The 16,831-nt window shown below is 67.1% G+C and carries 14 protein-coding genes, 1 pseudogene and 2 riboswitches; of the genes and pseudogenes, 7 read left to right on the top strand and 8 right to left on the bottom strand.

Annotated elements, in window-relative coordinates; all coding sequences use genetic code 11:
- Nucleotides 1-63: 63 nt before the first annotated feature.
- The gene (locus PRtIB026_RS16670; protein WP_203646361.1) at nucleotides 64-783 is read right to left on the bottom strand and encodes an IclR family transcriptional regulator; all 720 of its coding nucleotides are present in this window, start codon (nucleotides 781-783) and stop codon (nucleotides 64-66) included.
- Between the two features lie 171 nt (nucleotides 784-954).
- Between PRtIB026_RS16670 and PRtIB026_RS16665 the strand changes: the two genes are divergently transcribed.
- The 3 genes and pseudogenes from PRtIB026_RS16665 to PRtIB026_RS26700 all read left to right on the top strand — a co-directional run bounded on the left by PRtIB026_RS16665 (nucleotide 955) and on the right by PRtIB026_RS26700 (nucleotide 3,175).
- On the top strand, nucleotides 955-1,707 hold the full coding sequence (locus tag PRtIB026_RS16665; protein ID WP_203646364.1) for an SDR family NAD(P)-dependent oxidoreductase: 753 nt from the start codon (nucleotides 955-957) through the stop codon (nucleotides 1,705-1,707).
- A 91-nt stretch (nucleotides 1,708-1,798) separates the two neighbouring features.
- Nucleotides 1,799-2,590, top strand: a pseudogene (locus tag PRtIB026_RS26705) (PAS domain-containing protein); the annotation flags it as partial.
- Between the two features lie 90 nt (nucleotides 2,591-2,680).
- On the top strand, nucleotides 2,681-3,175 hold the full coding sequence (locus PRtIB026_RS26700; RefSeq protein WP_371349979.1) for a methyl-accepting chemotaxis protein: 495 nt from the start codon (nucleotides 2,681-2,683) through the stop codon (nucleotides 3,173-3,175).
- On the opposite strand, the gene PRtIB026_RS16655 is transcribed toward PRtIB026_RS26700, so the two are convergent.
- The 7 genes from PRtIB026_RS16655 to PRtIB026_RS16625 all read right to left on the bottom strand — a co-directional run bounded on the left by PRtIB026_RS16655 (nucleotide 3,150) and on the right by PRtIB026_RS16625 (nucleotide 9,605).
- On the bottom strand, nucleotides 3,150-6,431 hold the full coding sequence (locus PRtIB026_RS16655) for a transporter substrate-binding domain-containing protein (protein ID WP_203646368.1): 3,282 nt from the start codon (nucleotides 6,429-6,431) through the stop codon (nucleotides 3,150-3,152). The genes PRtIB026_RS26700 and PRtIB026_RS16655 overlap by 26 nt on opposite strands.
- 3 nt (nucleotides 6,432-6,434) lie before the next feature.
- A complete protein-coding gene (locus PRtIB026_RS16650) occupies nucleotides 6,435-7,049 on the bottom strand; it encodes a response regulator transcription factor (protein WP_203646370.1) in 615 nt (204 codons plus the stop codon).
- A gap of 173 nt (nucleotides 7,050-7,222) precedes the next feature.
- A complete protein-coding gene (locus tag PRtIB026_RS16645; protein ID WP_203646372.1) occupies nucleotides 7,223-7,465 on the bottom strand; it encodes a DUF1272 domain-containing protein in 243 nt (80 codons plus the stop codon).
- Between the two features lie 65 nt (nucleotides 7,466-7,530).
- A complete protein-coding gene (gene cobM / locus PRtIB026_RS16640) occupies nucleotides 7,531-8,283 on the bottom strand; it encodes a precorrin-4 C(11)-methyltransferase (RefSeq protein WP_203646373.1) in 753 nt (250 codons plus the stop codon).
- A gap of 29 nt (nucleotides 8,284-8,312) precedes the next feature.
- Nucleotides 8,313-8,714 carry a cobalamin biosynthesis protein gene (locus tag PRtIB026_RS16635; RefSeq protein WP_203646374.1) on the bottom strand — a complete coding sequence of 134 codons (402 nt, stop codon included), beginning with the start codon at nucleotides 8,712-8,714 and terminating at the stop codon, nucleotides 8,313-8,315.
- Nucleotides 8,714-9,409 carry a CbtA family protein gene (locus PRtIB026_RS16630; protein WP_203646375.1) on the bottom strand — a complete coding sequence of 232 codons (696 nt, stop codon included), beginning with the start codon at nucleotides 9,407-9,409 and terminating at the stop codon, nucleotides 8,714-8,716. The genes PRtIB026_RS16635 and PRtIB026_RS16630 overlap by 1 nt, the downstream gene beginning before the upstream one ends.
- Nucleotides 9,410-9,419: 10 nt before the next feature.
- Nucleotides 9,420-9,605, bottom strand: a complete 186-nt coding sequence (locus PRtIB026_RS16625; RefSeq protein WP_028690797.1) for a CbtB domain-containing protein — start codon at nucleotides 9,603-9,605, stop codon at nucleotides 9,420-9,422.
- 99 nt (nucleotides 9,606-9,704) lie between these two features.
- Nucleotides 9,705-9,927: riboswitch (cobalamin riboswitch) on the bottom strand.
- A 60-nt stretch (nucleotides 9,928-9,987) separates the two neighbouring features.
- Nucleotides 9,988-10,188: riboswitch (cobalamin riboswitch) on the top strand.
- Nucleotides 10,189-10,287: 99 nt separating this feature from the next.
- Between PRtIB026_RS16625 and cobW the strand changes: the two genes are divergently transcribed.
- The 4 genes from cobW to PRtIB026_RS16605 are packed head-to-tail and all read left to right on the top strand — an operon-like array spanning nucleotide 10,288 to nucleotide 16,789.
- Nucleotides 10,288-11,355, top strand: coding sequence for a cobalamin biosynthesis protein CobW (gene cobW, locus PRtIB026_RS16620; protein ID WP_203646376.1), 1,068 nt, complete (start codon nucleotides 10,288-10,290; stop codon nucleotides 11,353-11,355).
- A gap of 3 nt (nucleotides 11,356-11,358) precedes the next feature.
- Nucleotides 11,359-15,120, top strand: a complete 3,762-nt coding sequence (cobN, locus tag PRtIB026_RS16615; protein WP_203646377.1) for a cobaltochelatase subunit CobN — start codon at nucleotides 11,359-11,361, stop codon at nucleotides 15,118-15,120.
- Between the two features lie 2 nt (nucleotides 15,121-15,122).
- Nucleotides 15,123-16,121 carry an ATP-binding protein gene (locus PRtIB026_RS16610; protein WP_203646378.1) on the top strand — a complete coding sequence of 333 codons (999 nt, stop codon included), beginning with the start codon at nucleotides 15,123-15,125 and terminating at the stop codon, nucleotides 16,119-16,121.
- Nucleotides 16,122-16,174: 53 nt separating this feature from the next.
- Nucleotides 16,175-16,789, top strand: a complete 615-nt coding sequence (locus PRtIB026_RS16605) for a vWA domain-containing protein (RefSeq protein ID WP_244670881.1) — start codon at nucleotides 16,175-16,177, stop codon at nucleotides 16,787-16,789.
- Nucleotides 16,790-16,831 lie beyond the last annotated feature (42 nt).

Genomic DNA, 16,831 nt, shown 5'->3' with positions numbered 1-16,831 from the left:
CCGTCTGCGCCGGGTGGATTGGCGCGCAGACTTTGAGTGGAGGTTGCTGCGCCTTGTCGCGAGTCAACACTTCACCAGGTCGAACAGCGAGCGCATCGCCCGGCTCGCCATGCGTCGCATCACCGGCGCCGGCAGGCGTTGCGCCGGCCCGCCGGCACCGAGTGCAGCGACCACCTGGCCGCGCAGGCGCAGGGGCAGGGCGAAGCAGTGCAGGTCCCCACGCGAGGCGGCCAGGTCGAGGGCAAACCCCTGGCTGGCGACCTGGTGCAGCTCCTGCTCGAGCGTTTGCGGGACTGGTTGGGTGCGCAGCAGTTGCCTGGCCAGCTGAGGGTCATGGGCCAGCAGCACCTTGCCGATCGCCGAGGTGGCCAGGCCGTCGCGACGGGTGTCCGCGGGCAGTTGCAAAGCCTGACCCCGGCCATCCAGTGCCGCCAGCGTGAGGTAGGCACGCGTGCCGCCGGGCACTGCCAGGAAGCAGTGCTCCCCACACAGGTCGGCAAAGGCGCGCAGCGCCGGGGTGAAGGCCTGGCGCAGGCGCTGCTCGGTCTCGCTCAGTGGCTGGGCCAGCTGGCGCAGGCGCAGACCGAGGGCGTAGTGACGCTGCTCGCGAGTGACGTAGCCCAGCGACATCAGGGTATCCAGCAGCCCATGCACCGTGCTCTTGCCCAGGCCACTGCGTTCGGCGAGGTCGTTCAGGCGCGCCCGACCGCCTTCGGCGCGGATAAGTTCGAGCAGGTGCATGGCCCGTTCCAGGGACTGGATCTGGCGACTGTTGGCGGACATAAAGCGATCCCGGTATTCGATGACTGCCCATTGTGCCTGCAATCGCAAGGCGGCGCAGGCGCTCGAGTTCGGCAATGCCGAACCTTGAGGCTTTTCTGCGCCCGCTTCCACTGTTGACGGGGGGCCGTGCCTACACTCGCCGGCACTTCAACCAGCCAGAGGAATCAGTACATGGATCTGCAACTGCAAGGTGCCCGGGTCGTGGTCAGCGGTGGCACACGGGGTATCGGCCGGGCCATTGTCGAGTGCTTTCTCGCCGAAGGCGCCCAGGTGGCGTTCTGCGCGCGGGACGAGGCCGGGGTGCGCCAGGCCGAGGCCGAGCTTGGCGACCAGGCCTGCGGCAGGGCGGTGGACATCACCGATGCCGCGCAGGTCGACGGGTGGATCGCCGCTGCCGCCGAGCGCATGGGCGGCATCGATATCGTCGTGCCCAACGTCAGCGCCCTGGCCCACGGCAGCGAAGCCTCGATATGGCGCCAGGCCTTCGAAACCGACCTGTTGGGCACGGTGGGCCAGGTTACGGCGGCGCTGCCTTGGCTAAAGGCTTCCGCGCAAGCGGCGGTGGTCTTGATCTCCAGCGTGTCCGGGCGTGAACTGAGCAGTTTCGACGAGCCGTACGGGGTGCTCAAGGCCGCGCTGAATCACTATGGCAAGACACTATCGGCGCGCCATGCCGGCGAGGGTATCCGGGTAAATTGCGTATCGCCCGGCAACGTGTATTTCGTCGATGGCGTCTGGGGACGGATCGAACGCGAGCAGCCCGAGGTGTTTGCCCGCAGCCTGGCGGCCAACCCGCTCGGACGCATGGCGCGGCCGGACGAGGTAGCCCGGGCTGCGGTGTTCCTGGCCAGCCCGGCGGCAAGCTTCATCACTGGCACCAACCTGCTGGTCGATGGCGGCCTGACCCGCGGCGTGCAGTTCTGACGACAGCCCGAGCCTGGACTGGCGGGAGTTGAGGCCACGGGCAGACAAACGGTACAAATGCCTAATCCAAAAGTGATATCAGATCGCTTGCATGGCGCTTGGGCCGATCTATGCTCAGGGCATTCCGTGGATACAGGAGCCCCGGCCCATGTTCGAATACCATCGCAAGTCCGATCTGGTCGAAATCCAGCGCGCCCGGCAGGCCCTGGCGGGCATGGAGGCGAAGCTGGCCGCGATCAGCCGTTCCATGGCGATGATCGAGTTCGCGCCGGATGGCACGATCCTCGAGGCGAACGAGCACTTCTGCAAGACCATGGGCTACAACGCCGATGAGATTCGTGGCAAGCACCACCGGATCTTCTGCGACCCGACCTACGCCAAGAGCGCCGAGTACCAGCAGCTCTGGCGCGAGCTGGGCGAGGGCAAGGCCATCAGCGGCACCTTCGAACGCCTGGACAAGGCCGGTCGCGAGGTGTGGCTGGAGGCCAGCTACATGCCGGTGATCGACGAGCGCCAGCAGGTCACCAGCGTGATCAAGGTGGCCTCCGACATCACCCGCCACGTGATCGAGGAGCATGAGAGCGAAAGCCTGCTCAAGGCCATTGGCCGCTCCATGGCGGTGATCGAGTTCACACCGGCCGGGCGGGTGATCAAGGCCAACCAGAACTTCCTCGACACCATGGGCTATCGCCTGGAGGAGGTGGTCGGGCGCCACCATGGGCTGTTCTGCCTGCCCCATGAGCGCGAGTCGGCCGAGTACCGCGACTTCTGGGCCTCGCTCAATCGCGGCGAGTACCATTCGCACCGCTTCGAACGCGTCAACAAGCAAGGCCAGACCGTGTACCTGGAGGCGTCCTACAACCCGATCTTCGACAACAAGGGCCGGTTGTACAAGGTGGTGAAGTTCGCCAGCGACATCACCCGTCAGATCAGCACCCAGCAGACCGCCGCCGACGCCGCCCACGCCAGCTCGATGCAGACCGACGCCTGCGCGCGCAAGGGCACCCAGGTGGTGCAGCAGGCGGTGGAGGTGATCGAGCAGATTTCATCCGAGCTGAACGATGCCGCCCGCACCATCGACGCGGTAAGCAAGCAGTCCGAGGTGATCGGCCAGATCGTCCTGACCATTCGCGGCATCGCCGACCAGACCAACCTGCTGGCACTCAACGCCGCCATCGAGGCGGCCCGGGCCGGCGAGCATGGCCGGGGCTTCGCCGTGGTCGCCGACGAGGTGCGTAACCTGGCGGCGCGTACCAGCAAGGCGACCCTGGAGATCGTCGAGGTGGTGCGACAGAATCATGACCTGTCACTGACCGCGGTGGCCAGCATGCAGTCAAGCCTGACCCGTACGGGGCTTGGCGTGGAGCTGGCCAACGAGGCCGGCACGGTGATCATGGAGATCCAGCAGGGGTCGCGGCACGTGGTGGACGCCATCAGCCAGATCAGTTCGACCCTTCAATTGCACTGAGGCTCTGGCGCAGTTCCAGCTCCAGGCTGCGCAGGCTGGCCTGGAGCCGGGCGAGCAGCCGGTCCACCGGTTCGCCTTGGGCGATGGCCTGCTCCAGGGCCTCGCAGTCCTGTTTCACGCCCCTGACCTTGAGCATCTTGGCGCCCCCCTTGACCCGGTGGACCACGGGCACCAGGGCCTCGGGTAACGGATTGGCGCCGAGCGCCTGCAGTGCTTGCAGGTCTTCGGCGCTGCTTCGTGCCAGTTGCTCCAGCAGGCGCCTGATCAGCTGGTTGTCGTCCTGGGTGAGGTGACGCAGCTCGGCCAGGTCGAAGCCGCTGGAGCGCGGCGCTTCCCGAGCCGGGTCAGGCTGGGGCGCGGCAGCCAGTGGCAGGCAGGCCTTGAGCGCCTGCAGGCCGATCGGCTTGAACAGGCATTCATCCATGCCGTTGTCCAGGCAGCGTTGACGCTCTTCGGCCTGGGCGTTGGCGGTGACGCCGATGATGCGACAGGCCGATGAGCCAGTCTCGCGCTCCTGCGCCCGAATGGCGCGGGCCAGCTCATGGCCATCCATGACCGGCATGCTGCAGTCGGTGATCACCACGTCGAAATGATCCGCCTGCCAGAGTGCCAGCGCCGCCTTGCCCTGGTCGGCGAGGCTCACCTGGTGGCCCAGCAAGCGCAGCTGTTTGTCCAGCAGCAGCAGGTTGGCCGGGTAGTCGTCCACCACCAGGACCTTTAGCGGCCCGCTGAGGGCTGCGACCAGCGCGTTGTCGGGCATCGCGTCGGCGCTGGGCTCGGCGCCGGGCAGGGTGAGGCGGACATCGACCTGGGTGCCCAGGCCCTCGATACTGTGCAGGGTCAGTTCGCCCCCCATGAGTTCGCACAGCTCGCGGCTGATCACCAGCCCCAGGCCGGCACCCTGGCGCGCCTGTCGACCATCGACCTGGGAGAAGGTGGTGAACAGCCGCGCCTGGTCGCTGGCACCGATGCCTACGCCGCTGTCCTTGATCTGCAAGCTGGCCTGCTGCAGGCCGCCATCGAGCGAGGTCATCAGCAACGACACGTCGACCTGACCGTGGTCGGTGAACTTGATGGCATTGCTCAGCAGGTTCGACAGCACCTGCTTGAGGCGCAGCGGGTCGGCGAGCACCCAGGCCGGGGCGGCAGGCAGCACCGCACGCAGTGCCAGCCCCTTGAGGCGGGCGCTGCCCTCGAAGATCCGCAGGGTGGAGCGAATCAGCTCGACCAGGTCGATGGCCACCGGTTGCAGGATCATGTGGCCGGACTCGATGCGTGAGATGTCCAGCACATCGCCGATCAGCTCGAGCAGGCCGATCGCCGAGTCGTGGGCCGCCTCCAGGGCCTGGCGATCGCTATGACCGTGCCGGCTGTCCTCCAGGGCCATTTCCAGCAGGCCGATGACGGCGTTCATGGGCGTACGGATCTCATGGCTCATGACCGCCAGGAAGGTGCTCTTCGCCCGGCTGGCCTGTTCGGCATCGTCCTTGGCCTGGCGCAATTGTTCGAGCAGGCCGCGGCTGAGCGCCAGCTGCTCCTGCAGCGCGCGCTGGGCCTCGCTGCGCTGGTGGATCAACTTGCGCAAGTAGGTGTTCCAGAACACCACGCCAGTCAGCAGCAGGGCGGCCAGTACCAGGACCTGCAGGGCCAGGGTGCGGTAGTTGCGCCAGGGACTGTCGCTGACCACGGTGTTGGTGCGCCAGCGATTGACCAGTTGCTCCAACTCGTCGGGTGGAATGCTCAGCAACGCTTTGTCGAGGATCGCCTGCAACTGGTGTTCCGTCGGGCTTACCGCGAAGGTCGCCAGCGCCGGTTCGTCGCCCAGCAACCCGGCAATCCTGAGCCGGCCGTTGAACACCTGGTTGATGAAGTAGGTGGCATTGATCTGCGAGCTGAGGGCGACATCGGCGTCACCGTTGGCCACGGCCTCCATCAGTTGCAGGGGGTTTTCCCGTTCGACGGTGCGCAGGCCTGGGTACTGGCGTTCGAGCCCTTCGAGCGAAGGCGAGCCGCGCAGCAACGCCACCCGTTGGCCTTGCAGAGGTTGCACGGCGTCCAGTGCTGGCGCGTCCTGGCGGGTGACCAGGACCCGTGGGCTGATCATGTAGGGGCGGCTGTAGCGCATGCGCTGGGCGCGAAGCACACCGTAACCGATGGCAGCGATCATGTCGGCCTTGCCCTGGGCAACCTGCTCGACCATGTCCTCGAACGATTCCGACTCGACGACCTGGAAGCGCAGGCCGGTGCGCAGGCCAATACGCTCCAGCAAGTCCAGGGCGATGCCCCGTGGTTGCTGTTGGGCATCGGTGAAGCTCAGCGGCGCGAGAGAGGTGTTGATCATCACCTTGATCTGCCTGTGTCGGGCGATCCAGTCGCGCTCCTCGGCCGTCAGGGCGTCCAGGCGACGGTCGAGCAGGACACTGGTGCTGCCTCCGGTCCAGCGTCGCAGGATGTTCAGTCGCTCACTGTCGGCGATGCGTCCCAGGGCGAGGTCGACCAGTTGCAGCAGGCGTTGGTTGTCGCGCGCCAGGGCAAAGGCGAAAGTGCTGGTTGGCGCCTTGACGAAGTGATCGACCTTGACCCGTTCCTGGAAACCCTTGGCAATCGCGTAGTCGGCGCTGATCGCATCGCCCAGGTAGACATCGGCCTGCCCCAGTGCCACCGCGGCGACACCGGCGAGGGTGGAGCGGTAGAGGTTCAACTGCGCGCGTGGGTAGAGCTGCTGCACCGTGTGGATGGGCAGGTAATGGTCGACCATGGCCAGGCGCAGGCCTTCCAGGTTGTCACCCTCGGGCAGGCTCTGGTTCTGTCGCGACACGATCACCGGCAGGTCGTCGGCATAGGGCGTGCTCAGTACCAGGTCGGCATCACTGGCTTCGAAGGCATTGGAGCTGCCCAGCAGGTCGATTTCGCCCGCACGCAGCGCGTCGAGGGCCTGGGCGCGGCTGGTATAACGGCGCACCTCGATCGGCACACCCAGTTGTTCGGCGATCAGACCGGCGTAGTCGGCGCTCAGGCCCTCGTAGTCGGCCTGGCTGATGTTGATGTCGAAGGGCGGGTAGTCCGGGTGCGAGCTGCCCAGTACCAGGCGCCCGCGTTCATTGAGCCACTGGCGGTCGGAAGCAGCCACCGCCAGCGGCGGCGCCACGCTCAGGGCGCGGGCCAGCAGGTGGCGGGGCTCGCTGTGCACTTGCGCCTGGGTGGGCAGCGACAGCAGCGCGACCAGCAGCAGGCAAAGCGATGTCCCCTGGTGCATGGCTCAGGCCACGTTGTTGCGTTTGGCCAGGTCGACCATTTCCACCAGCGACTCGACCTTGAGTTTCTCCATGATCCGGCCGCGGTAGGTGCTGATGGTCTTGGCGCTGAGGTTCATCTGCTCGCCGATCAGTTTGTTGCTCTGGCCGGCGCTGAGCCGGCGCAGCACTTCCACTTCCCGGTTGGACAGTAGCCTCAGGCGCTCGGTCTCGCTTTCCAGGGTGTTGCTGTTGACCGCCATCTGCGGGAAGGTCGAGTAACCCTTGACCAGGGCCTTGAGGGCGAAGACCAGGGCGTCGAGGTCTTCGTCCTTGTTGACGAAGGCCGAGATGCCGGCATCCATGCAGCGGCGCACGTAAAGGTCGGCGGGTTGGCCGGTCAGGGCCATGATCCGCGGCGGCGGGTCGATCAGCTTGAGGCGCTTGATCACCTCCATGCCGTCGAGGTCCGGCAGGCCGATATCGAGGATGACCACATCCGCCTTGGTCTGCTCGGCCAAACGGGCGGCTTCCTTGCCTTTACCGGTTTCCCCCACGACGGTGAAGCGTTCACGTTCGAGCAGCATGCGTACGGCAAGTCGAACAATGTGATGGTCATCGACCAACAGCACGGATGTCATTCAGGTAACTCCTGTCAAAGTGCAGCGCGCTTCCAGCCTACGATTACAGGCGCTGGGCAGCGGACTTGCTGGGCAGCGCGCACCTTACGGATATTCAGGAGCCTTGGTAATAGGCGAGTATAGGTGTGTTGAAATACCTGCACCAACCTGTAGAAAAGTCCTACAAGGAAGGTTCAGGCGCAGGGTGCGTGCGGCTTGTGCACACGTTGTGTCGAGGCGGGATTGTTGTCCAGTACCTTGCCGACACGGGTGGGGCGGATCACCAGCTGGCCGCCGCAGTTCGGGCAGCGGTTGTGGAAGTGCTGGTCGTTGCAGGCACGGCAGAAGGTGCATTCGAACGAGCAGATCAGTGCATCCGGGCTATTGGCGGGCAGGTCGGTGTCGCAGCATTCGCAGTTGGGGCGCAGTTCGAGCATGGGCTTGGTTTCCGTCCAGTTGGAAAATCCAGTGTGCTACGCCGCGCCCCCGGTCGGCAATCGTTTCACGAGCCTGGGCGATAGAGGTGGGCATGACCGGCGCGGTACAGGGCCGAGTCGGCGAACGGCGCGTCGCCCAGCACATGGCCGACCAGGATCAGCGCGGTGCGTCGGAAGCCTTTGGCGGCCACGCGTTCGCCGATGTCCGCCAGGGTGCCCTTGACCCAGTCCTGGTCCGGCCAGGTGGCACGATGGACCACCGCGATCGGGCAGTCGACACCATAGTGTGGCAGCAGCTCCTCGACGATGCGGGCCAGGTGGCGCACGCCCAAGTGGATGGCCAGGGTACTGCCGTGGCGGGCCAGGTCGGCCAATTGTTCACCGGCCGGCATCGGCGAACTGTCGCCAAAGCGGGTGAGAATCACGGTCTGTGCCACATCGGGCAAGGTCAGCTCGCAACCGAGCAGCGCGGCACTGGCGGCGGTGGCGGTGACGCCGGGGACGATCTGGTAGCCGATGCCCAGTTCGCGCAAGTGGCGGATCTGTTCGCCGATGGCGCCGTACAGGCTGGGGTCGCCGCTGTGCACGCGGGCCACATCCTCGCCATTGGCGTGGGCCTGGCGCATCACCTCGACGATCTGTTCCAGGTGGAGTTCGGCACTGTTGATCACGGTGTGCGCCTGGTGACCTTCCAGTACAGCGGCGGGGACCAGGGAGCCTGCGTAGATGATCACCGGGCACTGGCGGATCAGGCGCTGGCCCTTGACCGTGATCAGCTCCGGATCGCCGGGTCCGGCACCGATGAAATAAACCGTCATGGGGGTTCCTTGCAGAAATATGGCGCGGATTATCCGCCGATCGCCAAGGCGAGGGTAGCGCCGCCGAGTACCTGCCTGGGCACGTGCAGGCGGCCGTTTTCACCAGCCAGGGCCAGGGCGGTGCTTTCGGCGACGCCCCAGCAGCCGGTCTGGGCGTACACCGTGGCCGAACGATGGCTGAGCAGCGGCTCGAAGACCGTCAGGTGCGTGGCGTCGAAGCAGATGTAAGGCAGCCCGAGGCGCTCGGCCAATGCCAGCAGGCCGGGTTCGCGAGCCTTGGGCTCGATGCTGGCAATGGCGCGCAGGGCCGAGAGGGGCAGGGCGTGGCGGGTGAGCGTCTGGCGCAGCAGCACCGCCAGTGTCTCGACCGGGCAACCACGGCGGCAACCAAAGCCGGCGAACACCGCCGGCTGCACGGGCAGATCGCGCATCAGGCCTGGCTGGAACGACGGTAAAGCCACGCGCTGAGCAGGCCCAAGGCCAGCCAGAACGCGGCGTTGGTCAGCCAGGAAGCGATCTTGAACTGGGTCTCGAGGGCTTCCGGCGCCAGGCTTTCATGCACTGCGGGTTGCGGCGCGCCGATCAGGTGCGGGATCACCAGCAGGGCCACACCAAGCACCTTGAACAACCAGTGCCGGGCGAACACCAGCAGCGCCAGGCCGGCGGCGGTGGCTGCGGCGGTGCCGATCCACCAGGTCTGGCGCTGGCCAAGGTCGGCGGCGGCGGTGCCGGGCAGTTCCGGTGGCAGGCCCAGGGTCGGTGCCAGGCAGAACACGGCGAAGCCGGCCAGGCCCCACAGTGCGCCGGTGGCCACGCGGTTCGGTTCGCGCAGGCTGTAGAGGGCGACCAGGATCAGGGCAAAACCGACGGCGACCACCAGGTTGCCGCCAGTAGTGGACAGCACGCGCTGCCAGCCGTCCTCCGGCGCCCAGGCCTCGGCACTGTGTTCATGCTCATGGGGCGCTGCGGCGTCGCCGTGCTCATGCTGTTCGGCGACCGGGGCAGTGGATTCGTAGGTTTCCGCCTGGAGAATCAGTGGGGCGACCCAGAAGCTTTGCAGCAGGGTCAGCAACAGGGCCGCGAGCAGGCCGCTGAAACCCGCGGTACGGGCGATGCGCGTAATCATGCGGATTTACTCAGTGGCAAGGGAAGGCGGCGCTGTGGCGGGTGTCGTGGGCGGCATTGTGCACCGCCTCGATGTGCGAGAAACCGGCGAAGTACACCAGGCACAGCCCCAGCAGGCTGGCGCCGACCGCGACGATCAGTCGCTGGCTGAGGCTGACGGGGGTGGCGATACTGTGTTTGGCGCTGGTGATGGGCATGACGCGTTCCTCTGCTGCTTTTGTTGTGGCAACGGGCATGCGCGACGACCCCGGGCACGGCTGGCCCGAGTGATACGACGACGCCCGCCCACCGCGGGGTGTACTGTGAGCACGTCAGGCCGGTCTCCGGGCTCGCGAGGTGGAGCAAGGCTCCTTCCATGGCGTCACCTTCCCATGCCTTGAGGCTGGCACAGTGGTCCGGACGCTTCTCTCGCTTACCGTTGCGGGGGCAGCACCGGCCTTGTCGGCTCCTGGAATGGAGACGCGACGCACCGGTTTCCCGTTTCACCCCCGTGGGGGCACCTGAACGCAATGCGCTAGCAAATCACGGGGCCGGGCCCGCGTCAATCGCCGCGGCGGTTGACCGCCAGGCAGGCACTGCGTAGCCTTGCCGCTGCGAGGTTCTCGGGCGTTGGCCCGAGCTAAGACGGGAACGCGGTACAAGCCGCGGCTGCCCCCGCAACTGTAAGCACTGAAGGGTTCGGCACAGCCACTGCGCAGGCGCGCGGGAAGGCGCCGGCCCACCGGCCAGCGAGCCGCAGCGGTGCAAGCCAGGAGACCTGCCTCGTGACGTTTTCGACTTTCAACCGGGCGGGGTGATCCGGTGGCGAACGCGCCAGGCCGGCATGGCCGTGGCTGTCGTCCTGCATGCCCGCGCCATTGCTGCCAAGGGCATCGCGACATGAAAACACTGGCCAAGCTTCCCGTCACCATCGTCACCGGCTTCCTCGGCTCAGGCAAGACCACCTTGCTGCGCCATATGCTCGACAACGCCCAGGGCCGCCGCATCGCGGTGATCGTCAACGAATTCGGCGAGCTGGGCATCGACGGCGAGATCCTCAAGCAGTGCAGCATCGGTTGCACAGAGGAAGAGGCCAATGGCCGCGTCTACGAACTGGCCAACGGTTGCCTGTGCTGCACCGTGCAGGAAGAATTCTTCCCGGTGATGCGCGAGTTGGTGGCCCGGCGCGGCGACCTCGACCACATCCTTATCGAAACCAGCGGCCTGGCCTTGCCCAAACCGCTGGTACAGGCCTTCCAGTGGCCGGAAATCCGCAACGCCTGCACCGTCGACGCGGTGATCACCGTGGTCGACAGCCCGGCCGTGGCCGCCGGCACCTTCGCTGCCTACCCGGACCAGGTCGACGCCCAGCGCAAGCTCGACCCGAACCTCGACCATGAGTCGCCGCTCCATGAATTGTTCGCCGACCAGCTGGCCAGCGCCGATCTGGTGGTGCTGAACAAAGCCGACCTGATCGACGCCGAGGGCCTGGCCAAGGTCCGTGCCGAGGTGGCCGAGGAACTGCCGCCGGCGGTCAAGGTGATCGAGGCCAGCAGCGGCCGCCTGCCGCTGGAAGTGTTGCTGGGCGTGGGCGCCGAGTCCGAGGCGCATATCGACGGTCGCCGTACCCATCACGACTCGCATCACGACGGCGATGACCATGACGACCATGACCACGACGCCTTCGACTCGATCTCCATCGACCTGCCCGAGGCCGACGAGAGCCTGCTGCTCGATGCCCTGACCCAGCTGGTCACCGAGTTCGGCATCCTGCGCGCCAAGGGCTTCGCCGCCATCCCCGGCAAGCCGATGCGCCTGCTGATCCAGGGTGTGGGCACCCGCTTCGACAAGCATTTCGACCGTGCCTGGCGCAGCGACGAGCCCCGGATCACCCGCCTGGTGCTGATCGGCCAGGATCTCGACGCAGCGCAGCTGGAAGCGCGCCTGCGCCAGGCCCTGGGCGCCTGATCCATGCACCTGCTGCGGACCCAGCCCGGCGGCTTCGTGCCGGACGACAGCATCGCCGATCTCGGCCAGACCCCCGCCGACCTGGTGATCCTCTGCAGCGGCGATTCACACCTGGCGCTGCTCGCCGAAACCGCCGAGCAGTTGCCGGCGGATTTCCCCAGCGTGCGCCTGGCCAACCCGATGCAGGTGCAGAACCACGCCTCGGTCGACTTGTATATCGACCAGGTGCTGCGCCATGCCAAGGTGATCCTGATATCACTGCATGGCGGTGTCGGTTACTGGCGCTATGGTGTCGAGCAACTGGTCGAACTGGCGGGGCGAGGGGTACAGCTGATCCTGGTGCCCGGCGACGACCGCCCCGACCCTGAGCTCACCGACCTGGGCACGGTTCGCGGCGAACAGGCCGAACGCCTCTGGCACTTCCTGCGCCAGGGCGGCAAGGCCAACGCGGTGAACCTGTTCAACTGCCTGGCCAGCCAGTGGCTGGGGCGCGATTACCCGTGGGACGAGCCACAGCCCTTGCCGCGCACGGCGGTCTATCATCCAGCCAAGGGCACGGCTTGTCCCGAGGACTGGTACGCCGAGTGGAACCCGGAGCATCCGGTGGCGCCGTTGCTGTTCTACCGTTCGCACCTGCAGGCGGCCAACACCGCGTTCATCGATGTGTTCTGCCAGCGCCTGCAGGCCTGCGGTCTGAACCCATTGCCCATCGCCGTGGCCAGCCTGAAGGAGCGCGCCTGCCTGGACCAGGTCGAGGCCTGGCTCGATGAGGTGCAGGCCGAAGTGGTGATCAACACCACAGGTTTCGCCCTGTCCAGCCCCGAGCAACCCAACCTGCGCCCGCTGCGCCGTGACGTACCGGTGCTGCAGGCCATCTGCGCCCAGGACAACCAGCCTGGCTGGGAGCAGAGCGAACAGGGCCTGGGCGCTCGCGACCTGGCGATGCACATCGCCTTGCCGGAACTGGACGGGCGCATCATCACCCGGCCGGTGAGTTTCAAGGACCTGGCCTGGCGCAGCGAGCGCAGCCAGGCCGATGTGGTCTGCTACCGGGCCCATCCCGAGCGCATGGACTTCGTCGCCGAACTGGCACGGCGCTGGGTGACCCTGGCGCGTCTGGACAACCAGGAAAAGCGCGTGGCCCTGGTGCTGGCCAACTACCCGACCCGCGACGGGCGCATCGGCAATGGCGTCGGCCTGGACACGCCGGGCGCGGCGCTCAATATCCTCAGGGCCCTGCAAGCGCAGGATTACCCGGTGGCCGGGCTGCCCGACAGCGGCACCGAGCTGATTCACCAACTGCTCGGCGGGGTTACCAACGACCTTGACCACCTCGACCAGCGCCCCTGCGCCCAGAGCCTGGCCCTGGCCGACTACCAGCGCGCCTTTGCCGCCTTGCCCGAGGCCAACCAACGCGCCGTGCTGGAGCGCTGGGGGCCGCCCGAGCAGGATCCGATGTTCCGCAGTGGGCGCATGATGGTCGCCGGCCTGCGCTACGGCCTGACCTTCGTCGGCATACAGCCGGCGCGGGGCTATCAGGTGGACCACAGCGCGGTGTACCACGACCCGGACCTGGTGCCACCGCATGGCTACCTGGCGTTCCACTTCTGGCTGCGCAACGGCTATGCCGCCGACGCGGTGATCCATGTGGGCAAGCACGGCAACCTGGAATGGCTGCCGGGCAAGGGCGTGGGCCTGTCCGCCGAGTGCTGGCCGGATGCCTTGCTCGGCCCGTTGCCCAACATCTACCCGTTCATCGTCAACGACCCGGGCGAGGGCGCCCAGGCCAAGCGCCGCACCCAGGCGGTGATCATCGACCACCTGATGCCGCCGCTGACCCGTGCCGAGACCTACGGCCCGCTGCGCCACCTGGAGCAATTGGCCGACGAATACTACGAGGCGCAGTTGCTCGATCCGCGCCGCGCCCGCGAGCTGCAACGGGACATCCTTGAACTGGTCAAGACCCATCATATCGACCGCGAGCTGCAGCTCGAAGGGCAGATGGAGGACGCGGCGGTGTGGCTGCCGCGGCTGGACACCTACCTGTGCGACCTGAAGGAATCGCAGATCCGCGACGGCCTGCACGTGTTCGGCCGATCGCCGCAGGGGCGTTTGCGCAGCGATACGCTGCTGGCGTTGCTGCGGGTGGCACGGGGCGATGGCAAGGGCGGTAACGCCAGCCTGATCCGTGAACTGGCCAGGGCATTGGGGCTGGGCTTCGATCCGCTGGATTGTGATCTGGGGCAGACCTGGAACGGGGCACGCCCGGACCTGCTGGCACAACTCGACGCCAGCCTCTGGCGAACCTGCGGCGATACCCGCGAGCGCCTGGAGTTGTTGGCTTTGTCACTGATCGAGCAGGCCCTGCAGGGTGCTGTCGCGCTGCCGGACGAAGCAGGGTGGGACGCGGTGCGCGCGGTACTGCGCACGCTGGCCGAGCAGGTCGCCCCCGACCTGGATGCCTGCGGCGCTGCCGAGATCGATGGCCTGCTGGCGGCCCTGGCCGGGCGCTTCGTCCCTGCCGGACCCAGCGGCGCGCCCAGCCGCGGGCGGCTGGACGTGCTGCCCACCGGGCGCAACTTCTATACCGTCGATGTACGCAACCTGCCCACGGCCACGGCCTGGCGCCTGGGCTTCGCCTCGGCCAACCTGATCCTCGAACGCCATTTGCAGGACCATGGCGATCACCTGCGCCAGCTGGGCCTGTCGGTGTGGGGCACGGCGACCATGCGCACCGGCGGCGACGATATCGCCCAGGCCATGGCGTTGATGGGCGTGCGCCCGGTGTGGGCCACCGGCAGCCAACGGGTCGATGACTTCGAGATCCTGCCGCTGAGCCTGCTCGACCGGCCACGGGTGGACGTGACGCTGCGGGTGTCGGGCTTCTTCCGCGACGCCTTCGGCAACCTGATCCGCCTGTTCGATGCCGCCGTGCAGGCGGTGGCGGCGCTGGACGAGCCAGGCGAGCTGAACCCACTGGCCGCACGGGTGCGCGCCGAGCGTGAAGCGCTGCTCGGCGCTGGCATCGAGCCCGAACAGGCGGCGCGACAGGCCGGTTGGCGGGTGTTCGGCGCCAAGCCTGGCGCCTACGGAGCCGGTGTGCAGAACGCCATCGACGGGCGCCTTTGGCACAGCCGCGACGACCTGGCCGAGGTCTACCTCAACCATGGTGGCTACGCCTATGGCGCCGCCGACGAAGGCACCCCGGCCCGCGCCGCGTTCGCCCAGCGCCTGGCGCAGGTACAGGCGGTGCTGCAGAACCAGGACAACCACGAGCACGACCTGCTCGACTCCAACGACTACTACCAGTTCCAGGGCGGCATGCTGGCGGCCGCCGAAACCCTGGCCGGCACCTCGCGGGCCAGCTACCACGGCGACCATAGCCAGGCCGACCGGCCGCGGGTGCGCACCCTCAAGGAAGAACTCAACCGGGTGATCCGTGCCCGGGCGCTCAACCCCAAGTGGATCGACGGCGCCAAGCGCCATGGCTATAAAGGTGCGTTCGAGCTGGCGGCCACGGTCGACAACCTGTTCGCCTTCGACGCCACCACCCACCTGATCGACGATCATCATTACCAAGGGCTGGCCGATGCCTATGTGCTCGACCCGGCCACCCGTGATTTCATGCGCGAGCACAACCCCGAAGCCCTGCGTGACCTCACCGAGCGCCTGCTGGAAGCCCAGCAGCGCGGGTTGTGGCAGGAGCCGGGCGACTATCGTGAAAGCCTCGAGCAGCAGTTGCTCGCCGGCGAGGAAGACAGCTGAACATGAGCGAACCCGTGCAATTCCCCCTGGCCGCCGTGGTTGGCGCCGACGACCTCAAGCTGGCCCTGTGCCTGACAGCCATCGACCCGAAGATCGGCGGCGTGCTGATCGAAGGCCCACGTGGCATGGCCAAGAGCACCCTGGCCCGGGGCTTGGCCGATCTGCTTGGCGACGGCCCGTTCGTGACCCTGCCGCTGGGGGCCACCGAGGAGCGCCTGGTCGGCACCCTCGACCTGGATGTCGCGCTCGGCCAGGGCCAAGTGCGGTTCTCACCGGGCGTGCTGGCCCATGCCGACGGAGGCGTGCTGTACGTCGATGAGGTCAATCTGTTGCCCGACCCCTTGGTAGACCTGCTGCTGGACGTGGCCGCCAGCGGCACCAACCGCATCGAGCGCGACGGCATTTCCCACCGGCACGCGGCCCGTTTCGTGCTGATCGGCACCATGAACCCGGAGGAGGGCGAACTGCGCCCGCAACTGCTCGACCGCTTTGGCCTCAACGTGGCCCTGGAAGGTTTGCCGGCGCCGGAGGCGCGTCAGCAGATCATTCGTCGCCGGCTGGCTTTCGACAGCGATCCAATGGCGTTCTGCGAACAATGGGCCGAGCAGCAGGCGGCGTTGCGCGAACGCTGCCGGTCGGCCCGTGAGCGCCTGGTATCTATCGCCCTGGACGACCAGGCCCTGGCGTGGATCACCGAGCGCTGCTTCGCCGCCGGCGTGGACGGTTTGCGTGCCGACCTGGTCTGGCTGCGCGCGGCGCGGGCCCACGCCGCCTGGCGGGGTAATTCGGTGATCGAGGAGGTGGATGTACAGGCGGTTGCCGAGTTTGCCTTGCGCCATCGGCGCCGCACCGAGGCACCGCCACCCCAGGCCACTTCGGCGGGCGGGCAGGCGAGTGCGCAGGAGGCACCGGGCGGCCAGGGTGACTGGGGGGCATTGCCTGCCCAGCCGGTGGTCACGGGAGCTCGGCGCGAGGTGCCGAACTGGGCAAAAAAGCCCTGAGCATCCGTTCGCCCCATGATCGGGTGGCGGATGCCAGGCCTCGCGTCGGTCATTTGACGGGGACTTCCCGAGGCCGCCCGCGCACCAGCGATAGCGGGCGCATCGCCTGGCTGGCAACCTTGCTCAAAGGGCGGCCACGCCAGCGCCGCGACTTGTGTTGGCAGCGGCGCCAGGCACAGGCGCCGGAACTGTGGCTGGTGATCGTCGATGCGTCGGCTTCGACCCGGCGCAATCAGGCGCTGGCCCAGGCCAAGGGCCTGTTGGCCGGGTTGTTCGATGAGGCCTACCGTCAGCGCGCACGCCTGGCCTTGCTGACAGCCAGTGGCAACCGTCCGCAATGGCAACGTCACGGCCTGAAAGCCTCGGCGGCCTTGCAGCCCTGGTTGCAGGCGCTGGGGGCGGGCGGCGGTACACCGTTGTCGGCGGCACTGGAAGAGGCGCGTCAGTGGTTGCTGGCCCGGAGCAAGCGCCTTCCCCATGAAACCCAGCGCTGCCTGGTGTTGACCGATGGTCGCCTGCAACAGGGCCCTGTGTTGCAGCCACTACCTTGCGTGACGTTGCTGGTGGATATGGAAACAGCGGCGGTGCGCGTGGGCCGGGCACGTCAACTTGCCGAACAACTGCAGGCCGACTATCGGCATATCGAGCAGTTCGCGGTGGTCAAATAAGGATGTAACTGCGACAGGATGTCGCAATAGAAAAAGTTATCC

It is taken from the genome of Pseudomonas sp. RtIB026 (genome assembly GCF_016861355.2).
Lineage (GTDB): Bacteria > Pseudomonadota > Gammaproteobacteria > Pseudomonadales > Pseudomonadaceae > Aquipseudomonas > Aquipseudomonas peradeniyensis.
The sequence above is the reverse complement of the archived record's forward strand: the minus strand, read 5'-3'. Positions and strand labels throughout refer to the sequence as shown.